Source organism: Enterobacter sp. B79-1 (genome assembly GCF_057444735.1).
Map to the genome: position 1 here is coordinate 989,409 of NZ_JBYAZJ010000001.1, position 16,703 is coordinate 1,006,111.

Genomic DNA, 16,703 nt, shown 5'->3' on the forward strand with positions numbered 1-16,703 from the left:
CTATCGACGGAATAAGCGCAAAATGCGTCGCTATTTATTGCGTTGATGTAAAACCACTGCGGGTAGAATCCTCTCAATTCTGGAAACGGTGGGATGTGCAATGCGGACGATAAAACGAGGCCTGGCGGCAACCTTATTGCTTTTAAGCCCTCTGGCGCAGGCTGAAAACTTACAGGCTCAGCTGACGACTTTTTTTGCACAGCAGCTGGCGGGCTTTAGCGATGAAGTCAGCGTCACCGTTCGCACGCCGCCTAATCTCTATCCCACCTGCGAACAGCCCTCATTCACCGTGACCGGCACGACAAAGCTGTGGGGTAACGTGAACGTGCTGGCGCGCTGCGCCAACGAAAAACGCTATTTACAGGTTGCGGTTCAGGCGACGGGCAATTATGTTGTTGCCGCCGCGCCCATTGCCCGCGGCAGCGTACTGCAGGCCAGCAGCGTGACGCTTAAACGCGGTCGACTGGATCAGCTTCCGCCGCGAACGATGCTGGACATAAACCAGGCACAGGACGCGGTCAGCCTGCGCGATATGGCACCAGGCCAGGCCATTCAGCTCTCCATGCTGCGTAAAGCGTGGCGGGTGAAAGCGGGTCAACAGGTGATGGTGGTCGCCAACGGAGACGGCTTTAGTATCAACAGTGAAGGTAAGGCATTAAACAATGCCGCCGTGGCGCAAAATGCCCGGGTCAGAATGTCTTCAGGCCAGGTGGTTAGCGGAACCGTCGATTCTGATGGGAATATTCTGATTAACCTATAATCTTTTTAAAGATTTCGCGGTGCCTGCCGATAAATATTCAACTAATGATGATGTCAGGCGCAAACGCCGCGAACCCTCGATGAGGACAACACTATGAGCATTGATCGTACATCAGCCCTGAAGCCGGTTAGCACTGTACAACCTCGCGAAACGAATGACGCTCCCGCGCAGAAAACGCGTCTGGAAAAACCGTCTACGGCTAACAGCACCAGCGTGACCCTGAGCGACGCGCAGTCCAAACTGATGCAGCCGGGCAGCAGCGATATCAACATGGAACGTGTTGAAGCGCTGAAAACGGCCATTCGTAACGGCGAGCTGAAAATGGATACCAGCAAAATCGCTGACGCGCTGATCGAGGAAGCGCAGAGTTTCTTACAGAGTAAATAACCGTATGAGTCGACTGTCAGAAATACTGGATCAGATGACGGTTGTCCTGAACGACCTGAAAACGGTAATGGATGCTGAACAACAACACCTGTCTTCGGGTCAAATCAACGGCAGCGCGTTGCAACGCATTACTGAAGACAAAAGTTCGCTTCTGGCGACGCTGGATTACCTTGAGCAGCAGCGACGCGCTGAACAGGATCAGAAGCGCAGCGCCAACGATGAAATTGTCGAACGTTGGCAAACGATTACGGAAAAAACCCAGCATCTGCGCGATCTCAACCAGCATAACGGTTGGTTACTTGAGGGACAGATGGTGCGTAATCAGCAGGCTCTGGAAGTATTAAAGCCCCATAAAGAGCCGGGGCTGTACGGTGCGGATGGTCAGACGGCCACGGCACGCATTACGGGCGGGAAAAAGATTTCGATTTGACGCCTTAGCGGCAAATCAGGCTGTGGGGAGCACCATAAGGTGAACTCCCCTTTTGGCGTTTATGCCGTACGGCGGGTGAACTCTTTCACCTTGAATCCCAACACCGCGAGCGTGGCGAAGTATGCCACCACGCCGACCACCACAACGGCCATCAGGCGCATCAGGCGGAATGGCATAGTGCCGGCTGACCAGTCCGGCATCACATACAGCATGCCCAGCAATGCCGCCGACATCACCAGCACCGCGATCACCAGACGCACAAGAAAACGCGACCAGCCCGGCTGCGGCGTGAAAATATCCTGCTTACGCAGCTGCCAGTACAGCAGCCCGGCATTCAGGCAGGCCGCCAGACCAATCGACAGCGCCAGCCCGGCGTGTCTCAGCGGACCAATAAACGCCAGGTTCATCAGCTGGGTCATAATCAGCGTCACAATGGCGATTTTCACCGGCGTTTTGATGTCCTGGCGTGAATAGAACCCCGGTGCCAGCACCTTCACGACAATCAGCCCCATCAACCCTACCGAATAGGCAATAAGCGCCTGCTGGGTCATGGCGGCGTCATGGGCGGTAAATTTACCGTACTGGAACAGCGACACCGTCAGCGGTTTCGCCAGAATCCCCAGCGCCACCGCGCTCGGCAGCGCCAGCAGAAAGCAGAGACGCAGCCCCCAGTCCATCAGGCGGCAATACTCATCGTGGTTGCCGCTGGCAAAGCTTTTGGAGAGCGACGGCAGCAGGATGGTCCCCAGCGCCACGCCCAGCACGCCGGACGGAAACTCCATCAGGCGGTCAGCGTAGTACATCCAGGAGACCGAGCCAGACACCAGGAAAGAGGCAAAAATGGTGTTGATGATAAGCGAGATCTGGCTGACGGAGACGCCAAGAATGGCGGGTCCCATCTGCTTGATCACGCGCATCGCCCCGGCATCTTTAAGGTTGATACGCGGCAGAACCAGCATGCCGATTTTCTTCAGGTGCGGCAGCTGGTAAGCAAGCTGCAGCACGCCGCCCACGGTCACGGCCCAGGCCAGCGCCAGCACCGGCGGGTTGAAATGCGGTGCGGCAAACAGCGCAAAGCCGATCATGCTGACGTTAAGAAACGTCGGCGCAAACGCCGGGACGGAGAAGCGGTTCCAGGTATTGAGTATCGCCCCCACCAGCGAGGCCAGCGAGATCAGCAGAATATAGGGGAAGGTAATGCGCAGAAGCTGCGAGGTCAGGGCAAATTTATCCGCCGTATCCGCAAAGCCCGGTGCCGTCACCATAATCACCCAGGGCGCGGCCAGCATCCCGATGACGGTCACCACCGCCAGCGCCAGGGTCAGCAGCCCCGAGACGTAAGAGACAAAAACGCGGGTCGCGTCCTCGCCTTGCTTGCTTTTATATTCTGCGAGAATCGGCACGAAGGCCTGGGAAAACGCACCTTCCGCAAAAATACGGCGTAATAAGTTCGGCAATTTGAACGCGACGAAAAAGGCGTCCGTGGCCATCCCTGCACCAAATACCCTTGCCACAATGGCGTCGCGCGCAAAGCCGAGCACGCGGGAAAACATGGTCATCGAGCTGACGGCCGCCAGCGATTTTAATAAGTTCATTAACGTGAATTTCCAGAACCATACGGATTTGTAGACCGGGTAAGCGTAAGCGCCACCCGGCAAAGCCAACAAGCGGCGCTTAGTCTAACCGGATTTCAACGAATTACTATCCGCAGATGTTACAGCGAGTTATTCACTCATGGCGTCGCGCCAGAGCCTTTCTACAATGCGCTGCGCCAGAATCGCCTGTTCGCCGGAGGTTTCAGGAACCGTCTGATTTTGTACGCAGGTGATAAAGTGACGAGCACACCCGGCAAAACCGCGCTGCTCCAGCGTGCTCTGCCAGCCGGGAACGGGCAGCATCACCACGCCGTTGCCCTTCTCTTCTCGCCACTCACGCATGTCCGTAATGTCGACCAGCGCGCCGTCGGTCACCGCCTGCACGGATTCACGCTGGCTACCGGCCCGACGGTGCATGCTGGTGGTCACCTGAAGATGCTCAACGGCAAAGTGGTGTTCCGCATAGACCATCTGCCCCTGCTCGTTTGTCAGCAGAGTGCCGCTTTTCAGCTGTGCATTGCCGTCCGTCAGCCATAACGCCGTATCCACAACGTGAAGATAATCATCCAGTAGGGTGAAACGCAGATCGTTCGGCCCGACGCTGTCGGTGCGGTGCTTATCCATCCGCAGCGAGGCAAACGTGCCCGACTGCGCCTTAAGCTGCTGATAAAGCGGCGCGAAGCGGCGGTTGAAGCCCACCATCAGCGTCAGCTTTTTGCGCGCGGCAAGCTCAATCAGCCGTTCGGCATCCTGAACATTTTCTGCCAGCGGCTTATCCACGCAGACGTGGACACCCGCGTTGAGCAGCTCGCTCACCACCTGATAGTGCGTTGCCGTTGAGGTATGCACAAATACCGCATCGCACTCGCGGGCTAACGCCTGAAGCGAGCTGGCATACGGAATACGCCAGGTTTCACAGATGCGCTCGGCCTTCTCGCGCGTGGGCGACCAGGCCCCCTGCAGCGTCCAGTCAGATGCTGCGCCCAAAACCGGTAGCCACGCTTTTTGCGCGATACCGCCCAGACCGACCACGCCAATGCGTAATTTTTTCACTGTTAGTCTCCCAGATGTGCCAGCAACGCATCCAGACGCTGTTTTAGCCCGGCGACCTCTTCTTCCAGGGCCTCTACGCGCGCGGCAAGGCTGTCATTGCGTTCAGGGCGATCCGATTCAGCCGTCGCGCTTGCGGCGTCAACGTCACCGCTGAACAGATGCATATAGCGGCTTTCGCGTTTTCCCGGCTCGCGCGCCAGACGCACCACGTAAGGGCCATCCTCACGCGCCGCCAGCCCCTCAAGCGTCTGTTCGACCTCCTGCATATCGCTGAACTCATGCATACGGGAAGCGCGCGTTCGCAGTTCCCCTGGCGTCTGTGCCCCCCGCATCAACAGCGTGGTGATGACCGCTACTTCCGCGCTGCTCAGCTTCAGGTCGCCAAATTCGGAGTTACAAAAGCGCTGTTCATACTTAGTGACGCGGTTACCGAAGCCGCTGACGGTGCGCAGGTAGTGGCGTTTGACCAGCCCATCCAGCACGTCCTGAACATCATGCTCGCTGAGGTTCATCACCGGCTCACGGTTGGTTTTTTGGTTGCAGGCCATCGTCACGGCGTTGACCGAAAGCGGATACTGTTCCGGCGTGGTGACCTGTTTTTCCAGCAGGCTGCCGACAACGCGCGCTTCTGCACCGCTTAACTGATATTTCATCTTTTCTCCTTAACGACCTGCAGTCCAGTCCGGGGTGGTTAATGCAGTGAGGACATGATCGCGCCATTCGCCATCGATAAGCAGATAGTCTTTGGCGTAGCCCTCTTTCTCAAAGCCTAAGCGCGCCAGCAAATCCCCGCTGCGCTGATTATGCGGCATGTAGTTCGCCATAATACGGTGGATATGTTGCGTGCGTTGCATGTAGCGGATCGCCGCCGTTAACGCCTCAAACATCAGCCCCTGCCCCTGCCATTTTTGACCGATGGAGTAGCCGAGATAACAGGCGTGGAACGATCCGCGCACCACGTTAGAAAAATTGGCGATGCCGATAATCTCTTTTTCTTCCGGATCCAGCAGCGCGAAATAAAATGCGCTGCCCTGTTTGTGAAATTCCGCGATCATACTGAGGCGCGCCTGCCAGCCGGAGGGGTAACAATGGCTCTCATCCCGAACGGGTTCCCAGGGCTTTAAAAACTGGCGATTCTCGGCGTAATAATCCGCCAGACGCCAGGCATCACGCTCATGCACCAGACGAACGACGAGCCTGTCCGTTGTCAGACGCACTTTTGGCACATTGCTGCGATAGCCAAACATCGATACCACTCCTTCCCGTCACTTCTGTTCTACCGATTAGCTTTACTATACCTGCGCCTGCGCCGTCTGTGAAAACAGTGACATACCATTTTGACCTCTTTTCACATTTTTCGATGAGAACTCTCTATCAAAGCACCCTTTTGATAAAAAAATATTGTCACGCCCGGGGGTGGGAAAAAACGCGGCGACACCGCAGAATGTTAGCGTGCTCACCTTCTTATTTTCCCTGGAGGGAAAATGTCCCGCGTATCACAGGCCAGGAGCCTGGGTAAATATTTCCTGCTCGTCGATAACATGCTGGTCGTGCTCGGCTTTTTTGTCGTTTTTCCGCTTATTTCGATCCGCTTTGTCGATCAGATGGGCTGGGCGGCATTAATGGTTGGCATTGCGCTGGGGTTGCGCCAGTTTGTCCAGCAGGGTCTGGGCGTCTTTGGCGGAGCCATTGCTGACCGCTTCGGCGCTAAACCGATGATCGTTACCGGCATGCTGTTACGCGCGGCAGGCTTTGCCACGATGGCAATCGCCCACGAGCCCTGGCTGCTGTGGTTCTCCTGCTTCCTCTCCGGGATTGGCGGCACCCTCTTCGATCCGCCGCGCACCGCGCTGGTAGTGAAGCTGATCCGCCCGCAGCACCGGGGACGCTTCTTCTCGATTCTGATGATGCAGGATAGCGCTGGCGCGGTGATTGGCGCACTGCTGGGCAGCTGGCTCCTGCAGTATGATTTCCGTCTGGTCTGTGCGACCGGGGCGGTGTTGTTTATTCTCTGCGCCTTGTTCAATGGCCTGTTCCTGCCCGCGTGGAAGCTGTCAACGGTGAAAGCGCCGGTGCGAGAAGGCCTGGGCCGCGTTTTGCGCGACAAACGCTTTGTCACCTATGTGCTCACCCTGACGGGGTACTACATGCTGGCGGTGCAGGTCATGCTGATGCTGCCGATCATGGTTAACGACATTGCAGGCACCCCTGCCGCCGTGAAGTGGATGTATGCCATTGAGGCCTGCCTGTCACTGACGCTCCTCTACCCGATAGCCCGCTGGAGCGAGCGCCGCTTTCGTCTGGAGCATCGCCTGATGGCAGGGCTTCTGCTGATGACGCTGAGCATGATGCCCATCGGGCTCGTGAATTCGCTGCAGCAGCTGTTCATGCTGATTTGCACCTTCTACATCGGCTCGATCGTTGCCGAACCCGCGCGTGAGACGCTGAGTGCCTCGCTGGCCGATGCACGCGCGCGTGGCAGCTATATGGGGTTCAGTCGACTTGGGCTCGCCCTTGGCGGCGCGCTGGGCTATGCCGGAGGCGGCTGGCTGTTCGACGCCGGTAAAGCGCTGAACCAGCCGGAACTGCCGTGGATGATGCTCGGCGTGGTAGGCTTTATGACCCTGCTGGCCCTGTGGTGGCAATTCAGCCAGAAGCGCAGCGCGAGCGGCATGCTCGAACCCGGCGCCTAGTTCTTCTTTCTGGCGGGCGTCATTTCCCGCCTCAATTCTCAGTTTTTTCTGCTGGTTTCTCCCTGGTCACACTGACATACTGGCGTATCAGGACAGATGCGCCGATTTTTCGTTGAGGAACACTATGAAGAAGATTGTCATTGCCGCTGCGTTAATTGTGAGTGGCCTGCTGGTAGGCTGTAACCAGCTTACGCAGTACACCGTCAGTGAGCAGGAAATTAATCAGGCGCTGGAAAAACATAATAACTTTGCCAAAGACATCGGCGTCCCGGGCCTTGCCGATGCCCATATCGTCCTCAGCAATCTCGCCAGCCAGATTGGACGTGAAGAACCGAACAAAGTCACCCTTTCCGGTGACGCCACGCTGGATATGACCTCATTATTTGGCAACCAGAAAGCCGATATTAAGCTGAAGCTCAAGGCGCTGCCGGTCTTCAACAAAGAGAAAGGGGCCATTTTCCTGCAGGAAATGGAGATCGTCGATGCGGTCGTCACGCCGGACAAAATGAAGCCGGTACTGCAAACCCTGATGCCTTATCTGAATCAGTCGCTGCGTAATTACTTCAACCAGCAACCCGCCTATGTCTTGAGCGAAGACAAGAGCAAGGGTGAAGCGCTCGCGAAAAAGTATGCAAAAGGGATAGAGGTGAAACCGGGAGAAATCATTATTCCTTTCACCGATTAACCTGAAGGGCGCGGAAGCGCCCTTTTTTTTCGCAGAAAAGTGTGCAAACGAAAACGTTTCCGCTTATGATTTGTGTCCGGCAAAAACAGCCATCCTTATGACTGATTCCTGACAAGCCGGAGCTTCCATGACTGCACAACCCCAGGTTCTTAAAATCCGCCGCCCTGACGACTGGCATATCCATCTGCGCGATGGCGATATGCTGAAAACCGTCGTGCCCTACACCAGCGAAATTTATGGCCGCGCGATTGTTATGCCTAACCTGGTTCCGCCAGTCACGACCGTCGATGCCGCAATGGCTTACCGCCAGCGTATTCTTGACGCCGTTCCGGCGGGGCATGATTTCACCCCGCTGATGACCTGCTACCTGACCGATTCACTCGATCCGAACGAAGTGGAACGAGGGTTTAACGAAGGCGTCTTCACCGCGGCGAAACTCTACCCGGCCAATGCCACCACCAACTCCAGCCACGGTGTGACCAGCATTGATGCCATCATGCCCGTTCTGGAACGGATGCAAAAACTGGGCATGCCGCTGCTGGTACACGGGGAAGTGACGCACGCCGAGATTGATATCTTCGACCGTGAAGCCCGGTTTATCGAAACGGTAATGGAACCGCTGCGCCAGCGTCTGCCTGCCCTCAAAGTGGTGTTTGAACACATCACAACCAAAGACGCCGCGGAATATGTTCGCGATGGCAACGATCTTATCGCCGCCACCATCACGCCTCAGCACCTGATGTTTAACCGTAACCATATGCTGGTTGGCGGCGTGCGCCCTCACCTCTATTGCCTGCCGATCCTCAAACGCAATATCCACCAGCAAGCCCTGCGCGAGCTGGTTGCCAGCGGTTTCTCCCGCGCGTTCCTGGGTACCGACTCCGCCCCGCACGCGCGTCATCGTAAAGAGGCCAGCTGCGGCTGCGCGGGTTGCTTCAACGCTCCGACTGCGCTGGCGAGCTATGCCACCGTGTTTGAAGAGATGAATGCGCTGGAACATTTTGAAGCGTTCTGCTCCCTCAACGGCCCACGCTTCTATGGTCTGCCGATCAATGAGAGCTTCATCGAACTGGAGCGCAAAGCCAGCCAGGTGGACGACGCGATTCCGTTGACGGATGACACGCTGATCCCGTTCCTGGCCGGTGAAACCGTACACTGGACGGTAAAACGTTAAAAAATCAACGCCTCTTGTTGTCAAATCCATAATATACCTGTATATATAAACAGTATATTACACAGGGGGCATTTATGCGTATTGAAGTCACCATTGCCAAAACAACCGTTCTGCCTGCTGGCGCACTCGATGCGCTGGCGGGCGAGTTATCCCGTCGTATTCACAGCACCTTTCCTGAAAATGATGGCGCCGTAACGGTACGTTACGCGGCCGCAAACAACCTCTCCGTCATCGGCGGTGCAAAAGAAGACAAAGATCGTATCCGCGACATCCTGCAGGAAACGTGGGAAAGCGCCGACGACTGGTTCATAACGGATTAACCTTGCTCCCTCATTGTTTTGTTTTGCCGGGTCGCCCCGGCTTTTTTTTGTTTTTTTATCCTGGATAAGTTCAAATTATTTCAGCATCTTCTTAGAAAATCGTGAACAAGACGGTGTTTTATTGTTCGAAGAATCCTAAAACGCAGAAAAATGTGTTGCCAGCTGTTTATTTTTCTCTTCGGAACCCTTATTACTTGTATACTGAAGATGCTTTCAGAAAAACATGCATTGAACCTCAAAGCCGTTGTCTTCTAACACGCATTTAGGGGGTTATAATGGAAAAGAATAGTGAAGTCATCCAGACCCATCCGCTTGTCGGCTGGGATATCAGTACCGTAGATAGCTACGATGCGCTGATGCTGCGTTTGCACTACCAGACCCCAAATCAACTCAACCGTGACGAAGCGGAAGTTGGACAGACGCTGTGGCTTACAACAGACGTCGCCCGTCAGTTTATTTCTATTTTAGAAGCAGGTATCGCAAAAATAGAATCTGGCGACTATCAGGAAAATGAGTATAAACGGCATTAGTACAATGCCCATTTTTCACTCAACAGGCACCCACGTGGTGCCTTATTTATTTCTCCCTTGTATCAGCCCGCATAGTTAATTACTCTGCTAACAAAGCGTGAGTTAACGAGATGCATATGAGATACGACTTAATCATTATTGGCAGCGGTTCTGTAGGTTCTGCTGCCGGTTATTACGCAACGCAGGCCGGTCTGAAGGTTCTGATGATTGATGCCCATCTTCCTCCGCACGCGGAAGGTAGCCATCACGGTGATACCCGTCTTATTCGCCACGCCTATGGTGAAGGAGAGCGTTATGTCCCGCTGGTCTTACGTGCCCAGACGCTGTGGGATGAACTGGCAACGCTGACCGAAGAACGCATTTTTGACCGCACGGGGATTATCAACCTTGGCCCGGCCAGTTCTGCATTTCTTGCGAACGTGGAAAAGAGCGCGAAGGAATTTAATCTTGATGTTGAACGTCTGGATGCGAACGGCATTATGCAACGCTGGCCGGAGATCGCCGTTCCGGATGATTACATCGGGCTGTTTGAAGCCAACTCGGGCGTACTGCATTGTGAATCGGCCATTAAGACCTGGATTGATTTGGCGGCAAAAGCCGGCTGTGCCCAGTTGTTCAACTGCCCCGTAAGCGGCATTACCCATCATGCTGACGGTGTCACCGTCACCACCGCTGACGGAGACTATTCTGCGTCTCGGCTGCTAATTAGCGCCGGAACCTGGGTAACAAAACTGCTCCCGGATCTGCCCATTCAGCCCGTGCGCAAAGTCTTCTCCTGGTTCCAGTCAGACGGGCGTTACAGCGCGCAGAATAAATTCCCGGCATTCACCGGCGAGTTACCGAACGGCGATCAGTTCTACGGATTCCCGTCAGAAAAGGACGCGCTTAAGATTGGCAAACACAACGGCGGACAAATTATCTCCACGCCTGAGGAGCGCAAACCCTATGGCGCATACCCTCAGGATGGTTCAGAAGCATTCATGTTCTTGCGCACTATCCTGCCGGGCGTTGGCGGCTTGCTCTACGGCGCAGCCTGCACCTATGACAATACGCCTGATGAAGATTTCATCATTGATACCCTGCCGGGACATGACAACACGCTGCTCATTACCGGGCTCAGCGGCCACGGTTTCAAGTTCGCCTCCGTGCTTGGCGAAATTGCCGCGCAGTTTGCGCAGGGTATTACGCCGCCATTTGATCTGCAGCCCTTCTCGCTCTCACGTTTTAACGGATAATACCCGCCAGGCTCCGGTCCCCCGGAGCCTCTTTTATCTGAGGAAAAATGATGCGCAGGATCGTCGATTTACTCGTCAATAATATTCGCGAGCATTTTATGCTCTATCTGTTGTTGTGGGCGCTGCTGGCCATCATTGATGTTATTTACATTGTATTTTATTGAAAAGAAACGCTTACGTTTATTGACACTTCTTGAGGTTAATTATTTTTAACGCATCCACTGATTCCGCCTGAGTTATATTGCTCGAAGCTTTTGAAATACATCCGCGCAACACCTTCAAATACGCTGAAATAAATTAAATTAAAAACGTTATCTACTTATTTCAGTTGCAATATCCTCTATTCCCGTTCATTTTTATTGCTCGAATGATTTTGAGTGGTATCTCCTATGCAATTGCGTAATACCCCCCATCGCTACGGAATAATATCCATAGGTTTGCACTGGATATTCGCGCTTGCGGTGTATGCTATGTTCGGGCTTGGGCTCTGGATGGTCACGTTAAGCTATTATGACGGCTGGTATCACCAGGCACCGGAACTGCATAAAAGCATAGGTGTCCTGTTGATGATGGGTCTGGTTGTTCGCGTCGTCTGGCGACATATTTCCCCACCGCCACCCGCGCCGAAAACCCACGGTAAATTCACGCGCGTGAGCGCTGTCGCGGCCCATATTGCGCTCTACGCCCTGCTTTTTGCCATTCTGATTAGCGGATACCTTATTTCAACAGCAGATGGCAAGCCGATCAGCGTCTTTGGTCTTTTTGACGTTCCCGCCACGCTCAGCGATGCTGGCGTCCAGGCGGATACCGCTGGCGTTGTCCATCTGTGGCTGGCCTGGAGCGTGGTTATTCTTTCTGTCCTTCATGGGCTCGCGGCCCTCAAACATCACGTTATCGATAAAGACGACACGCTGAAGCGCATGCTTGGCCGTTCGTCTTCTGACTCTGGAGCATAAAATGAAAAAACACCTGCTGGGCATCGCCTTAGGTTCACTGTTATTCACCACCGGTTCTGCTGTTGCGGCTGATTATAAAATTGATAAAGAGGGCCAACATGCCTTCGTCAATTTCCGTATTCAGCATCTTGGCTATAGCTGGCTATATGGCACCTTTAACGATTTTGATGGCACCTTTACTTTTGACGAGAAAAATCCGGCAGCGGATAAAGTCAATGTCACCATTAATACCAATAGCGTGGATACTAACCACGCCGAGCGTGATAAACATTTACGCAGTGCAGAATTTCTGAACGTATCGAAATTCCCGCAGGCGACATTCGCCTCTACCGGCGTGAAAAAGGACGGTGACAAGCTGGATATTACCGGCAACCTGACGCTTAATGGCGTAACGAAACCCGTCACTCTTAATGCGAAATTGCTTGGTCAGGGTGATGATCCGTGGGGCGGGAAACGTGCAGGCTTCGAAGCTGCAGGTAAAATTCACCTGAAAGACTTTAACATCACCACGGATTTAGGCCCGGCATCTCAGGATGTTGAACTGATTATTTCCGTGGAAGGCGTTCAGCAAAAGGGATAAAAATATGCCCGGCGGTATTTTCCGTCGGGCATAAACATTACTCAGGGTCGGGAATACCCAGTTTGGTATTCAGACGTCCGCGGGATTTATTAAAAATCTTGTTCCCGTTTTCGCGACCTGCGCGACGGCGACGCTGCTCTTCTTCCGGCAACACGCTCTCTTCGCTGCACAGCTCACTACAGCAGCCGTTAAATTTCTCAGCGCAGGTTGGACACTGAATAAACAGCAGGTGGCAACCGTCGTTTTTGCAGTTGGTATGCGTATCGCAAGGCGTTCCGCACTGGTGGCAGTGGGCGATCACGTCGTCGGAAATACGTTCCCCCATGCGCTCGTCAAAGACAAAGTTTTTGCCGATAAAGCGCACCGGCAGGCCCTGCTCACGCGCGCGGCGAGCATACTCAATGATGCCACCTTCGATGTGCCAGACCTTGTTGAAACCGTTATGCTTCATCCACGCACTGGCTTTCTCACAGCGGATCCCGCCGGTGCAGTACATCACGATCTTTTTGTCTTTATGTTCCTGCATCATCTCAACCGCTTTTGGCAGTTGCTCGCGGAAGGTATCAGCCGGAATTTCCATCGCGTTCTCGAAATGGCCCACTTCATACTCATAGTGGTTGCGCATATCGATAAAGACCGCATCAGGATCGTCAAGCATGGCGTTCACTTCAGCGGCCTTCAGGTATTCCCCGACGTCACCCGCATTAAAGCTGGGATCGTCAATACCGTCAGCCACGATACGCTCACGCACTTTCATGCGCAGAACCCAGAACGATTTCCCGTCATCATCCAGCGCAATGTTCAGGCGTAAGCCATTAAGCGCCGGATCGAAGCCATAAAGAAAATCACGGAAGGCGTTCACCTGACTTTCCGGTACGCTGATCTGCGCATTGATGCCCTCACGCGCCAGATAGACGCGCCCGAAGACATTGAGCGCAGTCAATGCCTGATAGAGTTCATCGCGGGTCGCTTGTGGATCGTTGATAGTGAAGTATTTGTAGAATGAGATGGTCGTGCGCGGTTCGGTTTCAGCCAACATACGCGCCTTCAACATCTCATTCGATACGCGGTTGTGTAACACTGGCATGGTGTACAAGTCCTGCAATCGTTAGAGAATTAAAATCGGTCGGCATCATATAGCAAACAAAGCTAATTTACATCCACACAATTTACGCTACATTTCAGCCTACCTGATTTACCAGGATTAACAAATGCTGGATTCGTGCACGTTTCGATGACAGACATTTTGGCTACGTACTAAAAAATGCGAGAATAGCCATTCAGGACGTAAGAACACAGGACAGACATGACCCAGTTACCGAAATTTACTGCCGCCCTTTTGCATCCCCGCTATTGGTTGACCTGGATTGGCATAGGCTTGTTGTGGCTTATCGTACAACTTCCTTACCCGGTTATTTTCCGCCTCGGTAAAGGGATCGGCCACGTTGCCCGGAAATTCATGAAACGCCGCGTCAGGATTGCTTACCGCAACCTCGAACTCTGTTTTCCGCAGATGAGTGAGACAGAGCGTCACGATATGGTGGTTAAAAATTTCGAATCCGTTGGCATGGGGCTGATGGAAACAGGCATTGCATGGTTCTGGTCGGACAAAAGAATGGCCCGCTGGACGGAGGTTGCCGGAACAGGTATGGAGCCCGTGCACACGTTGCAGGCTAATCAGACCGGCGTACTGTTGATTGGCGTCCATTTCCTGACGCTTGAAATTGGCGCGCGTATGTTTGGCATGCAGGCGCCTGGTATTGGCGTATATCGGCCGAATGACAACCCGGTCATCGATCTCATCCAGACCAATGGCCGCATGCGCTCTAACAAAAGCATGATTGACCGTAAAGATCTGAAGGGCATGATCCGCGCCCTCAAATCCGGTGAGGTGGTTTGGTACGCCCCCGATCACGATTACGGCCCGCAATCCAGCGTGTTTGTGCCGTTTTTTGCCGTCGAAGAAGCGGCGACCACCACGGGGACCTGGATGCTCGCCCGAATGTCTAAAGCGGCTATTGTTCCCTTTGTCCCACGCCGCAAGCCGGATGGTTCAGGCTATCAGCTCATCATGCTTGAGCCAGAACTCACGCCGCCTCTGGACGACGCAGAAACCACCGCGCGCTGGATGAACGATATTGTGGAGAAATGCATCATGATGGCACCGGAGCAGTACATGTGGCTCCACCGCCGCTTTAAAACGCGCCCGCAAGGCGTTCCCTCCCGATACTGATTGTCATGCGGCCTCCGGGCCGCATGCTGTTTTAGCTTTAAAAGCTCCCCCACATTGCGGCAATCCTGACCCAGGCGCATAATTAGCACGCTTATTACTTCCCCTTCCCGGCGCACTGTATCTTAATTTGCGGAGAGTTATGTCACCCTCAGATGCTCCCATAAACTGGAAACGCAACCTCGCGGTTGCCTGGCTCGGCTGCTTTCTGACGGGCGCGGCGTTCAGCCTGGTCATGCCTTTCCTGCCTCTCTACGTTGAACAGCTTGGCGTTACGGGCCACAGCGCGCTCAATATGTGGTCAGGTCTGGTGTTTAGCATCACCTTTCTGTTTTCCGCTATCGCTTCGCCATTCTGGGGCGGCCTCGCCGACCGCAAGGGGCGAAAAATTATGCTGCTACGTTCAGCGCTGGGGATGGCTATTATTATGGCGCTGATGGGTGTGGCGCAAAACGTCTGGCAGTTCCTGGTACTGCGCGCACTGCTTGGCCTGCTGGGCGGATTCATTCCCAATGCCAACGCCCTGATTGCCACACAAATTCCACGCCATAAAAGCGGCTGGGCTCTCGGTACGCTCTCAACGGGTGGCGTCAGCGGTGCGCTGCTTGGACCTCTGGCGGGCGGCTTACTGGCGGATAGCTACGGCCTGCGGCCCGTCTTTTTCATCACCGCCAGCGTGCTGTTCCTCTGCTTTGTCGTCACCTTGCTCTGTATCCGTGAAAAATTCACGCCGGTCACCAAAAAAGAGATGCTTCATGCCCGGGATGTTCTTACCTCGCTGAAAAACCCCAAACTGGTGTTGAGCCTGTTCGTGACGACCATGATTATTCAGGTGGCGACCGGGTCGATCGCCCCGATTTTAACGCTGTACGTGCGCGATCTGGCGGGCAACGTCAGCAACATTGCCTTTATCAGCGGGCTGATCGCATCAGTACCCGGCGTGGCGGCACTGCTCAGCGCGCCTAGGCTGGGAAAACTCGGCGACCGTGTTGGGCCCGAAAAGATCCTGATTTGTGCCCTGGTGATTTCCGTTCTGTTACTCATCCCGATGGCGATGGTGCAGTCTCCCTGGCAACTCGGCCTGCTGCGCTTTTTGCTCGGCGCGGCAGACGGTGCGCTGTTACCTGCCGTACAGACCCTGCTGGTCTACAACTCAACGAACCAAATCGCTGGACGTATTTTTAGCTATAACCAGTCGTTTCGTGATATCGGCAACGTCACCGGGCCGCTTGTCGGGGCGGGCATTTCCGCCAGCTTTGGCTTTCGCGCCGTTTTTATCGTCACGGCCGGTGTCGTGCTGTTTAACGCCATTTACTCCTGGTTCAGTTTATCCCGGACGATGCGTTCTGAACTGAATAAGACAAATGCCTGACGGCTTATTTTCGCATTCATACTTGCAAAATCAGAGAATCAGCTATTCTTTCCCTGAATACCTTCATGAAAAACAGGGAGACACCGATGACCATGTACGCCACGCTGGAAGAAGCTATTGATGCCGCTCGTGAAGAATTTCTCGCCGATAATCCCGGCATTGAGGAAGAAGATGCTGACGTGCAACAACTCAATATCCAAAAGTATGTCCTGCAGGACGGCGATATTATGTGGCAGGCCGAATTTTTTGCCGATGACGGTGAAGAGGGGGAATGTTTGCCGATATTGAGCGGTGAAGGTGCTCAGGCCGTCTTTGACGGCGATTACGACGAAATTGAATTACGCCAGGAATGGCTTGAAGAAAATACCCTGCATGAATGGGATGAGGGCGAATTTCAACTCGAACCGCCGCTGGATACCGAAGAGGGCCAGACCGCAGCCGATGAGTGGGACGAACGTTAAGCGCTCATTACTCGTAAGGCCCGTGGCTGGCGTCGATGGGCAGCAATAGCGTGTCGAAGATCAGCGAAAACGGCAGATCGAGCACGGTCAGGTAGCGCCAGGCGGAATCTCGTACGTCCCATTTGACGCCGGGATAATACTGATTCCCGTGACCTTGTCCCGGAATAGTGCGGCTGATAATGCTGCCGCAGCCGCTGAGCAGACATGTCATCAACACCACGACAATTATTTTCATTCATTAC

General features: G+C 54.2%; 21 protein-coding genes. 15 read left to right on the forward strand and 6 right to left on the reverse strand.

Annotation, left to right across the window (positions count from 1 at the left end; all coding sequences use genetic code 11):
- Positions 1-100 precede the first annotated feature (100 nt).
- From flgA to flgN, 3 genes are all read left to right on the forward strand, one after another.
- Complete coding sequence (gene flgA / locus AC2T6E_RS04820) at positions 101-760, forward strand: flagellar basal body P-ring formation chaperone FlgA (protein WP_108418042.1); 660 nt, start codon at positions 101-103, stop codon at positions 758-760.
- Between the two features lie 93 nt (positions 761-853).
- Positions 854-1,147 carry a flagellar biosynthesis anti-sigma factor FlgM gene (gene flgM / locus AC2T6E_RS04825; RefSeq protein WP_010429637.1) on the forward strand — a complete coding sequence of 98 codons (294 nt, stop codon included), beginning with the start codon at positions 854-856 and terminating at the stop codon, positions 1,145-1,147.
- Between the two features lie 4 nt (positions 1,148-1,151).
- A complete protein-coding gene (flgN, locus tag AC2T6E_RS04830) occupies positions 1,152-1,577 on the forward strand; it encodes a flagella biosynthesis chaperone FlgN (RefSeq protein WP_108418043.1) in 426 nt (141 codons plus the stop codon).
- 59 nt (positions 1,578-1,636) lie between these two features.
- Here the strand turns inward: flgN and murJ are convergent, their stop codons facing one another.
- The 4 genes from murJ to rimJ form a co-directional block, all read right to left on the reverse strand.
- Positions 1,637-3,172, reverse strand: coding sequence for a murein biosynthesis integral membrane protein MurJ (gene murJ, locus AC2T6E_RS04835; protein WP_089599868.1), 1,536 nt, complete (start codon positions 3,170-3,172; stop codon positions 1,637-1,639).
- A 129-nt stretch (positions 3,173-3,301) separates the two neighbouring features.
- Positions 3,302-4,225 (reverse strand): Gfo/Idh/MocA family protein, encoded by a 924-nt coding sequence (locus AC2T6E_RS04840; protein ID WP_214594202.1) that lies wholly within the window; start codon positions 4,223-4,225, stop codon positions 3,302-3,304.
- 2 nt (positions 4,226-4,227) lie between these two features.
- Positions 4,228-4,878, reverse strand: coding sequence for a YceH family protein (locus tag AC2T6E_RS04845; protein ID WP_486690736.1), 651 nt, complete (start codon positions 4,876-4,878; stop codon positions 4,228-4,230).
- Positions 4,879-4,887: 9 nt separating this feature from the next.
- Positions 4,888-5,472 carry a ribosomal protein S5-alanine N-acetyltransferase gene (gene rimJ, locus AC2T6E_RS04850; RefSeq protein WP_010429626.1) on the reverse strand — a complete coding sequence of 195 codons (585 nt, stop codon included), beginning with the start codon at positions 5,470-5,472 and terminating at the stop codon, positions 4,888-4,890.
- Between the two features lie 237 nt (positions 5,473-5,709).
- On the opposite strand from rimJ, the gene mdtH reads away from it, so the two are divergent.
- The 9 genes from mdtH (at position 5,710) to AC2T6E_RS04895 (ending at position 12,398) form a co-directional block, all read left to right on the forward strand.
- Positions 5,710-6,918 carry a multidrug efflux MFS transporter MdtH gene (gene mdtH, locus AC2T6E_RS04855; protein ID WP_108418047.1) on the forward strand — a complete coding sequence of 403 codons (1,209 nt, stop codon included), beginning with the start codon at positions 5,710-5,712 and terminating at the stop codon, positions 6,916-6,918.
- A 124-nt stretch (positions 6,919-7,042) separates the two neighbouring features.
- Positions 7,043-7,603, forward strand: a complete 561-nt coding sequence (locus AC2T6E_RS04860) for a lipoprotein (protein WP_010429621.1) — start codon at positions 7,043-7,045, stop codon at positions 7,601-7,603.
- Positions 7,604-7,730: 127 nt separating this feature from the next.
- Positions 7,731-8,777: a dihydroorotase gene (gene pyrC / locus AC2T6E_RS04865; RefSeq protein ID WP_108418048.1), complete on the forward strand. Its 1,047-nt coding sequence runs from the start codon at positions 7,731-7,733 to the stop codon at positions 8,775-8,777.
- Positions 8,778-8,851: 74 nt separating this feature from the next.
- Positions 8,852-9,097, forward strand: coding sequence for a DNA damage-inducible protein I (gene dinI, locus AC2T6E_RS04870; RefSeq protein ID WP_108418049.1), 246 nt, complete (start codon positions 8,852-8,854; stop codon positions 9,095-9,097).
- Between the two features lie 275 nt (positions 9,098-9,372).
- Complete coding sequence (gene bssS, locus AC2T6E_RS04875; RefSeq protein ID WP_003858012.1) at positions 9,373-9,627, forward strand: biofilm formation regulator BssS; 255 nt, start codon at positions 9,373-9,375, stop codon at positions 9,625-9,627.
- A gap of 116 nt (positions 9,628-9,743) precedes the next feature.
- Positions 9,744-10,862 (forward strand): N-methyl-L-tryptophan oxidase, encoded by a 1,119-nt coding sequence (gene solA, locus AC2T6E_RS04880; RefSeq protein WP_337256436.1) that lies wholly within the window; start codon positions 9,744-9,746, stop codon positions 10,860-10,862.
- A 50-nt stretch (positions 10,863-10,912) separates the two neighbouring features.
- Positions 10,913-11,026 (forward strand): DUF2770 family protein, encoded by a 114-nt coding sequence (locus tag AC2T6E_RS04885; protein ID WP_010429609.1) that lies wholly within the window; start codon positions 10,913-10,915, stop codon positions 11,024-11,026.
- 225 nt (positions 11,027-11,251) lie between these two features.
- Entirely contained in the window at positions 11,252-11,818 is a 567-nt protein-coding gene (locus tag AC2T6E_RS04890) for a cytochrome b (RefSeq protein WP_042718788.1), read from the forward strand.
- Between the two features lies 1 nt (position 11,819).
- Positions 11,820-12,398: a YceI family protein gene (locus AC2T6E_RS04895; protein WP_010429605.1), complete on the forward strand. Its 579-nt coding sequence runs from the start codon at positions 11,820-11,822 to the stop codon at positions 12,396-12,398.
- A gap of 37 nt (positions 12,399-12,435) precedes the next feature.
- Here AC2T6E_RS04895 and trhO read toward each other — a convergent pair whose 3' ends face one another.
- On the reverse strand, positions 12,436-13,485 hold the full coding sequence (gene trhO, locus AC2T6E_RS04900) for an oxygen-dependent tRNA uridine(34) hydroxylase TrhO (protein ID WP_108418052.1): 1,050 nt from the start codon (positions 13,483-13,485) through the stop codon (positions 12,436-12,438).
- Positions 13,486-13,704: 219 nt separating this feature from the next.
- Between trhO and AC2T6E_RS04905 the strand changes: the two genes are divergently transcribed.
- From AC2T6E_RS04905 to AC2T6E_RS04915, 3 genes are all read left to right on the forward strand, one after another.
- Positions 13,705-14,631 carry a Kdo(2)-lipid IV(A) acyltransferase gene (locus AC2T6E_RS04905; RefSeq protein WP_108418053.1) on the forward strand — a complete coding sequence of 309 codons (927 nt, stop codon included), beginning with the start codon at positions 13,705-13,707 and terminating at the stop codon, positions 14,629-14,631.
- Between the two features lie 139 nt (positions 14,632-14,770).
- Positions 14,771-16,000 (forward strand): multidrug efflux MFS transporter MdtG, encoded by a 1,230-nt coding sequence (gene mdtG / locus AC2T6E_RS04910; protein WP_089599861.1) that lies wholly within the window; start codon positions 14,771-14,773, stop codon positions 15,998-16,000.
- Positions 16,001-16,086: 86 nt separating this feature from the next.
- Positions 16,087-16,461: a MysB family protein gene (locus tag AC2T6E_RS04915; RefSeq protein WP_100167059.1), complete on the forward strand. Its 375-nt coding sequence runs from the start codon at positions 16,087-16,089 to the stop codon at positions 16,459-16,461.
- A gap of 7 nt (positions 16,462-16,468) precedes the next feature.
- On the opposite strand, the gene AC2T6E_RS04920 is transcribed toward AC2T6E_RS04915, so the two are convergent.
- Positions 16,469-16,696 carry a YceK/YidQ family lipoprotein gene (locus AC2T6E_RS04920; RefSeq protein WP_010429597.1) on the reverse strand — a complete coding sequence of 76 codons (228 nt, stop codon included), beginning with the start codon at positions 16,694-16,696 and terminating at the stop codon, positions 16,469-16,471.
- Positions 16,697-16,703: the final 7 nt, after the last annotated feature.